The organism is Photobacterium sp. SKA34, assembly GCF_000153325.1.
Classification (GTDB): domain Bacteria; phylum Pseudomonadota; class Gammaproteobacteria; order Enterobacterales; family Vibrionaceae; genus Photobacterium.
In genome coordinates, this window is record NZ_CH724143.1 from 163,661 (window position 1) to 176,276 (window position 12,616).

At 43.3% G+C, this 12,616-nt stretch carries 4 protein-coding genes; 1 reads left to right on the plus strand and 3 read right to left on the minus strand.

The features are described 5' to 3' along the window. Positions 1–5: 5 nt before the first annotated feature. From gltB (SKA34_RS13795) to gltB (SKA34_RS13805), 3 genes are all read right to left on the minus strand, one after another. The gene (gltB, locus tag SKA34_RS13795) at positions 6–4,469 is read right to left on the minus strand and encodes a glutamate synthase large subunit (protein ID WP_006646146.1); all 4,464 of its coding nucleotides are present in this window, start codon (positions 4,467–4,469) and stop codon (positions 6–8) included. Between the two features lie 385 nt (positions 4,470–4,854). Continuing rightward, positions 4,855–6,321, minus strand: coding sequence for a glutamate synthase subunit beta (locus tag SKA34_RS13800; RefSeq protein ID WP_006646147.1), 1,467 nt, complete (start codon positions 6,319–6,321; stop codon positions 4,855–4,857). After that, on the minus strand, positions 6,314–10,885 hold the full coding sequence (gene gltB, locus SKA34_RS13805) for a glutamate synthase large subunit (RefSeq protein ID WP_006646148.1): 4,572 nt from the start codon (positions 10,883–10,885) through the stop codon (positions 6,314–6,316). Before gltB (SKA34_RS13805) ends, SKA34_RS13800 begins: the two co-directional genes overlap by 8 nt. 647 nt (positions 10,886–11,532) lie before the next feature. On the opposite strand from gltB (SKA34_RS13805), the gene SKA34_RS13810 reads away from it, so the two are divergent. Next, complete coding sequence (locus SKA34_RS13810; protein WP_006646149.1) at positions 11,533–12,471, plus strand: TIGR01212 family radical SAM protein; 939 nt, start codon at positions 11,533–11,535, stop codon at positions 12,469–12,471. Positions 12,472–12,616 lie beyond the last annotated feature (145 nt).

Below are 12,616 nucleotides of genomic sequence, written 5' to 3' on the forward strand. Positions count from 1 at the left end.
CTCCCTTATTGCGCCTGAAGACGTAGTTCAGAAGCTGAACGACTTTGGTGACCCAGCAGCGTATTTATGTCTGCTGACTTCGGCTTCGCAAGATAAAATTTCGGGATCCATTGATCAAAGTTCGCCAAAATTTCTTGTGCTCGACTTGAACCTGTTTCTTGTAGGTGACGGTCGATTAAACCACGTAAATGCTCTTGGTGGATCTGTAGTTCGTTAAGAGGTAATGCTTCTACTAGCTCTGGGTTCACACGTCCTGTGAAATCGCCATCTTCATCAAGAATATAAGCAAAACCGCCGGTCATACCTGCGCCAAAGTTAACGCCTGTTTTACCTAAAATAGCAACGATACCGCCGGTCATATATTCACATGCATTATCACCAGCACCTTCTACAACGGTAATTGTGCCTGAGTTACGCACAGCAAAACGTTCACCCGCTTTACCTGCGGCAAATAACTTACCGCCAGTTGCGCCATACAAACAGGTGTTACCAATGATGGTCGCTTCACTTGATTTAAATGCAGAACCTTGTGGTGGACGAATGGTAATAATGCCGCCCGTCATGCCTTTACCTACATAGTCATTTGCATCACCTGTTAATTTCAGGTTTAGACCGCCGGCATTCCACACCCCGAAAGACTGACCCGCAGTACCAGTTAAGTGCAGTGTTACAGGACTTGCTGACATACCTTGGTTGCCATAACGCTGGGCGATTTCACCAGATAGACGTGCGCCAATAGAGCGGTCGGTGTTACAAGTATCAAAGTAGAAATCACCACCGCTACGACTTTCAATTGCAGGTAAGATTTGATCGACTAAAGTCTGGTTTAGCTCTGCGTTATCAAATGGCGTGTTAGGCTCGCTGCAGTACAGTGTTTTACCTTCTTTTGGTGTTGGAGCAACCAAAATTGGGCTTAAATCAAGTTTGGCTTGTTTAGCTGTAAAGCCTTCCAATGTATCAAGAAGATCGGTACGACCAATCAGGTCAGTGAGCTTCTCTACACCTAATTGCGCTAATAGTTCACGTACTTCTTGTCCAACACCGATGAAGTAATTCATGACTTGTTCAGGCAAGCCTTTAAAGAAATCACGACGCAGTTTTTCATCTTGGGTCGCGACACCTGTCGCACAGTTATTAAGGTGACAGATACGCAGGTACTTACAACCTAGAGCAACCATTGGTGCCGTACCAAAACCGAAGCTTTCCGCACCTAAAATCGCTGCTTTTATGACATCAAGGCCTGTTTTCAAACCACCATCGACTTGTAGACGGATCTTGTGACGCAAGCCATTACTCACTAGTGCCTGCTGAGTTTCAGCAAGGCCTAGCTCCCATGGGCTACCAGCATATTTCACCGATGTTAGTGGACTTGCGCCTGTACCGCCGTCGTAACCTGAAATGGTGATCAAATCAGCATAGGCTTTAGCAACACCAGTTGCGATGGTGCCAACTCCTGGTTCTGATACCAGTTTGACCGATACCATGGCACTTGGGTTAACTTGTTTTAAATCGAAGATCAGCTGAGCTAAATCTTCAATCGAATAAATATCGTGGTGAGGTGGTGGTGAGATAAGGGTAACACCTGGTACCGCATAACGCAGTTTCGCGATCTCGGTTGTCACTTTATGACCTGGTAGTTGACCACCTTCCCCGGGTTTAGCTCCTTGTGCTACTTTGATCTGAATAACATCAGCATTCACAAGGTAGTGTGGAGTCACGCCAAATCGACCTGAAGCCACCTGCTTAATCCGTGAGTTACGTTCGTTACCGAAGCGGCGAGGATCTTCACCGCCCTCACCGGAGTTTGAACAACCGCCTAAACGGTTCATTGCGATAGCTAATGCTTCGTGCGCTTCTGGACTTAATGCACCAATCGACATTGCGGCTGAGTCAAAACGCTTATAAAGTTCAGTCGCAGCTTCAACCTGTTCAACCGGAATCGATGTTGTGCCATCTTTTAGCTTAAATAAGTCACGAATAGCAGCTACAGGGCGCTCATTCACTTCTTTAGCAAAGGCTAAGTAATCTTGATAATTGCCTGATTTCACGGCTTTTTGTAGTGTGCCAACAACATCAGGATTATAAGCATGGAATTCACCACCGTGAACGTATTTCAGTAAACCACCATGTTCAATGGGTTTACGTTTTAACCATGCTTTACGCGATAAGTTAAATAGATCTTGTTGGAAGTCACTAAAGTCAGCGCCTGCAATACGGCTAGAAACACCTTTAAAGCAAAGCTCAACGACTTCATTACTTAAACCTATAGCTTCAAATAGCATTGAGCAGCGGTATGAAGCAATGGTCGAGATCCCCATCTTTGACATGATCTTAAATATACCTTTATTCATGCCGTTTTGGTAATTACTCATCACTTCACGGTAAGTCTTATTAATTGCCCCCGCATCGATCAACTTACCCAATGATTCATAAGCAAGGTAAGGGTAGATAGCGGTAGCACCAAAGCCTAGTAGTACGGCAAATTGGTGAGGATCGCGGGCGGTTGCTGTTTCAACCACAATGTTAGTATCACAACGTAGGTTATTATCAACCAAACGTTTTTGAACCGCACCTACAGCCATTGCAGCTGGAATCGGCAACTTATCTTTATTGATCCCGCGATCTGATAAAACAACTAGCACTGCGCCATCTCTTACGACACGTTCTGCTTCATCGCATAGATCTATGAGTGATTGCTTGAGATCTTTTTCATTTGGATTGTAGTTAATATCAATAATGCTGTTGGCATAATATTGATCATCTAATTCAAGTAGTTGAACAAGATCAGAATACACTAAAACTGGCGATCCAAATGCCACACGTTGTGCATGGCTATCGGTTTCACAGAACACGTTAATTTCGCGACCAATACAGGTTGCTAGCGACATGACATGCTTTTCGCGGAGTGGATCGATAGGTGGGTTAGTGACCTGTGCAAACATTTGACGGAAGTAATCGGTGATCGGTCGCTCTTTTGATGACAATACTGCCATTGGCGCATCATCACCCATAGAGCCGGTGGCTTCTTGGCCATTTTCACCGACAACTCGCAGTACTTGATCTAGCTCTTCACTGCTTACACCAAATTGCTTGTGATAAACCGATAGTTCGTTATCAGTTAGCGAGCGGCAACCTACTTGCTCATCACCCAATTGTTCAAAGGGTGTTAAGCGTTTAACGTGGCTGTCCATCCATGCTTTATAAGGATGGCGTCCCATTAGCTCGTTATCGATATCTGATGAATGCCAAATTTTACCAAACTTTGTATCAATAACTAATAATTCACCGGGACCAACACGGCCTTTTTCTGCCACTTCATCTGGGGTGTAATCCCAAATGCCGACTTCAGACGCGAGGGTGATCAATTTATCTTTGGTGATCACATAACGGGCTGGACGAAGGCCATTTCGGTCAAGGTTACATGCAGCATAACGTCCATCAGACATTACGATACCTGCTGGGCCATCCCATGGTTCCATGTGCATCGAGTTAAAATCGTAGAAAGCCCGCAGTGCTGGATCCATATCAGGGTGGTTTTGCCAAGCTGGCGGAACAAGCATGCGCATTGCACGGAATAGATCCATACCACCAGATAAAAATAGCTCTAGCATGTTATCAAGGCTAGAAGAATCAGAGCCTGTTTCGTTAACAAATGGCGCTGCTGTTTTTAAATCAGGCAGCAGTGGAGAGCTAAATTTATAGCCTCGTGCTCGTGCCCATTGGCGATTACCCGTAATGGTATTGATTTCACCATTATGGGCTAAATAACGGAAAGGCTGTGCTAACGGCCAGCGTGGCTGAGTATTGGTCGAGAAACGCTGGTGGAATAAACAAATCGAAGATTCTAATCGAATATCACCTAAATCTAAGTAGAATTTAGGTAGATCCGATGGCATGAATAAGCCTTTGTAGACAATAACTTGAGTTGAAAGGCTACAAATGTAGAAATCACTATCTTCGGTAATACGTTTTTCAATGCGACGACGAGCGATGTAGAGGCGGCGATCAATATCGCGAGGCTTCCAACCTGCAGGGGCATTGATAAAGACTTGCTCAATATTGGGTAGGGACTCTTGAGCAATCGGGCCGAGAACTGCGGGGTTAACAGGGACTTCACGCCAACCAGCTATCGATAATGTTTCTGTTGCCAGCTCTTCATTAATAATGGTGCGAGCTTGCTCGGCGAGTACCGGATCTTGGCTCAAGAAAATTTGTCCCACAGCAAATTCACGGGATAGGTTCCAGCCTTTTTCATCAGCAATAATACGGTAGAAATTATCTGGTTTTTTTATCAATAGACCACAGCCATCACCTGTTTTACCGTCAGCGGCGATACCACCACGGTGAGTCATGCGATCTAGTGCGGATATAGCGGTACGAACAAGTTTGTGGCTGGTTTGGCCTTCAATATGGGCAATCAGACCAAACCCACAGTTATCTTTTTCCAGTGATGGGTCATACAGTGACATTGCAACTCTCCCTTGCACCTGTTTGGCATAAACAGGTTTACTGCATCAATATGATAATCGTCCTGATCATCAGTATGCTTCCTGCGATTCATCAAAGTACCCATAATTTACAAAAAGGTCAAATAGACATAACAACTAGAGCTAAATATTATGATGCACATTAAAATAGTAATAACATCTTAAAGTTCAATGAAATATAGTGAATGGTAAGCGTTTATACTGATTCGAATGACGAGGTTAAAGTCTTATTGTTAATAATTAAGTGTAGGTTTTCAGGGATGTATGAGTAAATGTTGAGGCTAACATTGAATATTGAGAGTTATAACAGTAAAAAAGCCAGCTCATTTGAGCTGGCTTTAAATGAAAAATTAACTTTAAGGAGAAGTTAAGAAAGCATTAATGAATCAGCTTTTGCTTCAAGGTTTGTATTACCCATAAGGTAAGCATCAACTGCACGAGCAGACTCTCGACCTTCGTTAATACAACGTACAACCAATGACTGACCGGTACGCATATCACCTGCCGCAAATACACCAGCTTGGTTAGTCGCAAAATCTTCAGTTGCAACATTACCACGCTCATCTAATGCGATATCAAGTTGAGCTAACACACCCGTTGGCTCTGGGTGTAAGAAGCCCATAGCTAAGAAAGCAAGATCACAGGCAATGACACGCTCTGAACCTTCAACTTCATCAAACCCTGGGCGCTCGCTTGGTTTTGCTTCTTGCCAAACAATATCAGCAACACGTAAGCCTTTCACATTACCGTTATCATCAGAGATAAACTCTTTCGTCAAGATATTCCAGTAACGATCACAACCTTCTTCATGTGAAGTTGATGTTTTCATGATCATTGGGTATGACGGCCATGGCTGATTCGCTGGACGCTTTTCTGGTGGAACAGGCATGATCTCAACTTGAGTAATACTTGCTGCTCCATGGCGGTTAGAAGTACCCACACAGTCAGAGCCTGTATCACCGCCACCAATAACCACAACATGTTTACCTTGGGCGTGGATTTCTTCGGTTTTTAAATCCATATTGTTAGCACGACGGTTATTTTGACCAAGGAATTCCATCGCAAAATGCACGCCATGTAGTTCACGACCTGGGATTGGTAGGTTACGAGGGACGGTTGAACCGCCTGTAAGCAACACGACATCAAAGTCTTGGCGTAATTGCTTAGCATTGATATCGACACCAATATGCGCGTTAACTTCAAATTTAACGCCAGCTTCAGCCATTAGGTTAATTTTACGATCAATGATATCCATACCTAGCTTAAAGTCAGGAATACCAAAACGTAGTAAACCACCGACTTTTTCATCACGTTCGAACACAGTCACGGTGTGACCTGCGCTGTTTAGCTGCTCTGCGGCAGATAAACCAGCAGGACCTGAACCGATGATAGCAATGGTTTTACCTGTACGCGAACGTGGTGTTTTTGGTTTGGCATAACCTTCACGGTAAGCGGTTTCAACAATCGTTTTCTCGATATTACAAATCGTGATGGGATCTTGGTTGATACCTAATACACAGCCACTTTCACAAGGGGCTGGACACACACGCCCCGTAAATTCTGGGAAGTTATTGGTTGAACTTAGAATGTTCCACGCTTCCTCCCAGCTATCACGGTAAACCGCATCATTAAATTCAGGAATGATATTTCCAATAGGACAAGCGTTATGACAGAACGGTACACCACAATCCATACAGCGTGATGACTGTTCATTGATCTTGTCACCAAATTCGTCGTTTAAAACGAATTCTTTGTTGTCTTGGATACGAACACTCGGATCCATTTTATTTGGCAATTCACGGCCAAATTCTAAAAATCCAGTTGGCTTACCCATTGATTGCCTCCAACGCTTCCTTGTCTTGAGCTTGAGCTTGAGCTTGAGCTTTAGCTTCAGCTTTACGCTTTAGTAATACGGCTTTGTAATCCCTTGGCATAACTTTTACCATCTTCTTCAAGTTATCTTCGAAGTTAGATAGGAAAAGTTCTGCAACCGTACTACCTGTTAATGCAACATGTTTAGTTAGCATGTTCAGTAGCAATGCTTGATCTTCTTTTTCGATTGGATCTAAATCGACTAACTCAGAGTTTAATTTGGTTTCAAAGTCATCAAATTGATCCCAAACATAAGCAACACCACCGCTCATACCGGCAGCAAAGTTACGACCTGTTTGACCAAGAATAACGGCAACCCCCCCCGTCATGTACTCACAACCGTGGTCACCTACACCTTCAACCACAACTTGTGCGCCAGAGTTACGAACACAGAAACGCTCGCCAGCAAGACCGCGAATGTAAGATTCACCAGATGTTGCACCATAGAAGCAAACGTTACCCACAACGATGTTATCTTCAGCAACGATGTCAGATTTCGCATCAGGGTAGAGTACTAGCGTACCGCCTGATAGACCTTTACCCCAGTAGTCGTTTGCATCGCCTTCAACTTCAAATTTCACCCCTTTAGCAAGGAATGCACCGAAGCTTTGACCTGCTGAACCAAAGAACTTCACATTCATCGGCTGTGGTAATCCGTTATCTTTGTATACTTTCGAAATTTCATTCGACAGCATAGTGCCTGCACTTCGATCGGTATTGATGATAGGCAATTCAGCGTTGACTGCTTTACCTTCTGTTAGTGCTGGCTGTGCAAGTTCAATGAGTTGACGGTCAAGTACGTTGTCCAAACCGTGATCTTGAGGACGTTGGTTGTAAATACCATCTTCAGCACGTGGTTTTTCAACATAAAGCACTGGGCTAAGATCGAGGTTCTTGTATTTCCAATGACTGACATTATCACGAACTTTCAGTTTATGAGATTGTCCGACCATTTCTTCAATCGTGCGGAAGCCAAGTTCAGCCATTACTTCACGTAAACCTTCTGCCATGTATTGGAAGAAAGTCACAACGTCTTCTACACGGCCATCAAAGCGTTCACGTAATGTTTTGTTCTGTGTTGCGATACCAACAGGACAAGTATTCTTGTGACACTTACGCATCATTATACAGCCTTCAACAACCAGTGCAGCTGTTGCCACACCCCATTCTTCGGCACCCAGTAGAGTCGCTATAGCAAGGTCTCGAGGTGTTTTCATCTGACCATCAGACTGCACAACGATACGGTTACGTAAGCCGTTCTTCAGTAGCGTTTGATGCGTTTCTGCCAGACCTAATTCCCACGGTAAACCTGTGTGGCGAATCGATGACATTGGAGATGCACCTGTACCACCATCAAAACCTGCAATAAGTACCACGTCAGCCTTTGCTTTTGCTACACCTGATGCAATCGTACCTACTCCAGCTTCTGATACCAGTTTGACGTTCACACGACCTGCACGGTTAGCATTTTTCAAATCGTAGATCAGCTGGGCTAAGTCTTCGATTGAGTAAATATCATGGTGAGGCGGTGGAGAAATTAAGCCAACTCCTGGGGTGGAGTGACGGGTTGCACCGATCCAATCATCGACTTTATCACCTGGTAACTGACCACCTTCCCCCGGTTTCGCACCTTGAGCCATCTTGATTTGCAGCTCGTCAGCGTTAGTTAGGTAGTAAGAGGTTACACCGAAACGACCGGATGCGACCTGCTTGATTGCAGAACGTTCCCAATCACCGTTGCCTTTTTTCTCAAAGCGAATTGGATCTTCACCACCTTCGCCAGAGTTAGATTTCGCACCGATGCGGTTCATCGCAACAGCCAGTGTTGAGTGCGCTTCGTAAGAAATTGAACCAAAGCTCATTGCACCTGTTGCAAAGCGCTTAAGGATATTTTCGGTTGGTTCTACTTCTTCGAGTGGAATAGAGCCTGCAGGGTTTTTGATGAAATCAAGTTGGCTACGTAGTGTTGCAGCGTTATCACCTTGATCATCAACTGCTTTCGCATATTGCTTAAATTGCGCGTAATCTTTTTCACGCGTTGATTGTTGCAGCAGTGAAATGGTTTCAGGGTTAAACAAGTGTTTCTCACCACGTTGTTTCCACTGATATACACCACCGACATCAAGTACTTGTACTGGGATTTCACGAGTAGGGTAACCGACACGATGACGGACTAAGACTTCTTGAGCAATATCATCAATCGTTAAACCTTGAATACGCGTTACAGTACCAGTGAAGTACTTATCAACCACAGATCTACTAATACCTAGCGCTTCGAAAATTTGTGCACCGTGGTATGACTGTAGCGTTGAAATTCCCATCTTAGAGAAGATTTTAAGCAGACCACCGTTAACCCCTTTACGGTAGTTATCAAATAGAGTGTCTGTCGGTAATTCAGGGTCCAGTTTACGTTTGCGTTGTAAATCAACCAGTGTTTCAGTGACTAGATACGGGTTAATTGCGTTTGCGCCATAACCAACTAACGTTGCAAAGTGGTGGGTTTCACGTGCGTCGCCAGTTTCAACTACGATGTCACATTTAGCACGAAGACCTTTACGGATCAGATGGTGGTGAACTGCGCCAACAGCCAGCATTGCAGGAATCGCCGCATGGTTAGAGTTAACCGCACGGTCAGTTAGAATAATGATTGAATAACCATCAACTACAGCATCTTCTGAATACTGACAAATACGTTTAAGCGCACGCTCTAGTTTGCCTTCTTCGCCACTTGCATTAAATACAATATCCAATGTTTTCGATTGTAGATGTTCATTATCAATCTCACGGATTTTTTCAAGTTCTGCATTAGAAAGAACAGGAGACTCTAGTTCAACTTTTTGACAATGCGCTGGTGTTTCAGCTAGCAGGTTTTGATCTTTACCTAGGTAAGTATTCAATGACATTACCATACGCTCACGAATTGGATCGATTGGCGGGTTAGTCACCTGTGCAAATAGCTGTTTAAAGTAGTTTGATAAGTGCTGGGATTGATGAGAAAGCACGGCTAGCGGCCAGTCTGCACCCATCGCACTTAGTGGCTCATAAGCAGTTTTCGCTAAGGGAACGATAATATCGTTCACTTCTTCTGAACTCATACCAAACGCTTGTTGATGATGTAATAAACGTTCAGGTGTTGGCTGATGATGCATATTATCAGCTTCAGGAAGCGTCTTTAGGCTTAATAAATTATCTTTAACCCATTGCTCATATGGTTGTGCTGTAGCAATGCTGTCTTTTACTTCTTCATCAGAAATAATACGACCTTGCTCTAGATCAGCAACGAAGATACGACCTGGTTGTAGACGACCACGGAATTGGACATTTTCAGGTTCAATTTCAACAACGCCTGATTCTGATGCCATAACAAGGAAGTCATCTTTAGTCACGGTATAACGTGATGGACGTAGACCATTACGGTCAAGCGTTGCACCTACTTGAACACCATCGGTGAAACAAACAGAGGCTGGGCCATCCCATGGTTCCATAATATTGGCGTGGTACTGATAGAAAGCACGACGCTTAGGATCCATGTTTTTGTTTTCTTGCCATGCTTCAGGGATAAGCATCATTAAAGCGTGTGGCAAACTACGACCAGAAAGTACTAATAGCTCTAGTGCCATATCGAAGTTAGACGAATCCGAACTACCTTCCTGACAGATTGGCAATAGCATATTGATTTCTTGCTGACTAAACAAATCAGACTCAAGGATCGCTTCACGTGCTTTCATCCAGTTCAAGTTACCACGAACGGTATTGATTTCACCGTTGTGAGCTATGTAACGGAAAGGCTGTGCTAAGCGCCAACGTGGGAATGTATTGGTAGAGAAACGAGAGTGAACCAATGCAAGCGCAGTCACCATCGTTGGGTTTTGGAGATCAAGGAAGTACTGAGGTACTTGCTCTGTAGTTAACTGACCTTTGTAAACTAGAGTTTTGTATGACAGAGAGTTGATGTAGAAGTCATCGCCAATGTTCGATACGCTTTCCAGACAAACACGTACGGTATAGTTACGTAATACATAAAGTTTACGCTCTAATACGGCTGGATCTAAGCTGGCGCCACCAGTGATGAATACATGCTCAAATTGTGGCTCTGTGCTCAATGGATCTTCACCGATCATTGAGTTATCAACTGGAAGCACACGGTAGCCGATGACTTCAAGGTCAAGGCGTTCAGCGTTACGTTCTAAGATCTCACGACATTGCTGGCGTTTATGTTCATCTTTTGGAAATAGCACAACACCGACGCCATATTTGTCGAAGGCCGGTAATTTAATACCTAGAGTAAGTGCTTCTTCTAATAAGAATTCGTGGGGCTTTTGCAGTAAAATACCGGCCCCATCACCACTGCATGGATCACAACCCTGACCGCCACGGTGCTCCATACGCGCTAGCATATCGAGAGCCTGAGTAACAATCTGGTGAGACTTACGGTTTTTTAGGTGGGCGACAAAGCCGATACCACAGGCATCATGCTCCATTTCAGGCACATAAAGTCCCTGAACGTTCAGCTCTTGATCTGTCATAGATACATCCTTCCAGTTGCATCAAGCCATATTCCTAAGGCTTGGTTATCCCTAATTTATTGTCACAACCATGCGGTATTGAAATGAACTATCCTGTTCTACCTAACATGATTGAGTGTCTGCACAAAGATAAAATCGTCCGTATTGGCAAACTTAATTTTGCTGTTTCGCTTTGCTATGAACGAATACACTGTATTTATTGAGAATGGTCGACACAAATCACTTTAAAGTAGGGTGATGGTGTCGCTTTCATTGTTCATAAATTGCACACAAGTGTAACTATCCTACAATTTTGATACATTAATTACCAATAAAAATTAACACTTGAATATCATAATATTGCTATTTTTTTGCATTGTTAAACATAAAAAAGCCTTTTTAGCGATGATAATTATTCGCAGTTGAGTTTAATTGCAAAAAACGTTCGTTGAGTGATGATTTATAAGAAGACAACATTGCGTTGTAAGGGAATCTTTTTTGTATTTTATTTACGATTAAGTGTCTTTTTTGTTGAGGAAAGGAAAGGACTTTGTTTGTTTTAGCACAAATTTATTACTTGTAATTGATGCTATCTTGCGACTCTTTTTTAATATTGCTCGCTAGTCATCGCGGTCTTTACAGCTATTTATTTGCAATCAGGTAAATCAATGCAACTGCACGAACTCGTTAATACATTTGGTCAAGACCTACAGCGCCGTTATGGCGAAAAAGTCCACAAGTTAACTTTGCACGGTGGTTTTAGCTGTCCTAATCGCGATGGAACGATTGGTCGGGGTGGTTGTACATTTTGTAATGTGGCCTCTTTTGCGGATGAAAATACCCAGTTTTTACCCATTCAACAGCAATTAATAGAGCGTGCCGATGAAATTCATCGTGCAAAACGTTATTTAGCTTATTTTCAAGCTTACACAAGTACTTATGCTGAAGTTCAAACGCTAAAGAAAATGTATGAAGAGGCATTAAAAACGGCTGATATTGTAGGGTTATGTGTGGGAACTCGACCTGATTGTGTTCCTGATGCGGTATTACAATTACTGTCAGATTATGTACAGCAAGGCTATGAGATTTGGTTAGAATTAGGTTTACAAACAGCGAATGAAAAGACATTAAAGCGGATTAACCGAGGTCATGATTTTGCATTTTATGCCACGATTACTCAACGTGCACGGGCATTAGGAATTAAAGTTTGCACCCATTTAATTGTTGGGCTGCCAGGTGACACCAAACAAGATAACCTTGATACGATCAGTAAAGTGGTGTCGGTAGGTGTGGATGGGATAAAATTGCATCCACTACATATCGTTGAAGGCAGTAAAATGGGACAAGCATTTAAAGCAGAACGCTTAGATCCAATTAGCCTTGAAGAGTACACAAACATTGCAAGTGAAATGATCCGATTAACACCTGCTGATGTGATTTATCATCGCGTTTCAGCAGCTGCACGCAGGCCAACCTTGCTGGCGCCGATGTGGTGTGAAAATCGCTGGTTAGCGATGACTGAAATTGGACGTAACTTAGATACTTATGGTGGGCAAGGGAGTTTAATTAATGATGCTTTTGTATATCAACGACCACAATTAAAATAGAATATAAAACAAAGCCTACGTAATGTGGGCTTTTTTATATGTAAGGTTACAGTTTCAGCCTTTTATTTTGGCGCTATTAACATCAGCGCTTATGATTAACAGGCTTACTCGTCGCTTTGACGGCATCTTTCTTCTTTTGGTATTC

Bases quoted from the DNA above. Each gene is read 5' to 3' on its own strand.
- gltB (WP_006646148.1), bottom strand. From the start codon at position 10,885: ATGACAGATCAAGAGCTGAACGTTCAGGGACTTTATGTGCCTGAAATG.
- SKA34_RS13810 (WP_006646149.1), top strand. From the start codon at position 11,533: ATGCAACTGCACGAACTCGTTAATACATTTGGTCAAGACCTACAGCGC.
- gltB (WP_006646146.1), bottom strand. From the start codon at position 4,469: ATGTCACTGTATGACCCATCACTGGAAAAAGATAACTGTGGGTTTGGT.
- SKA34_RS13800 (WP_006646147.1), bottom strand. From the start codon at position 6,321: ATGGGTAAGCCAACTGGATTTTTAGAATTTGGCCGTGAATTGCCAAAT.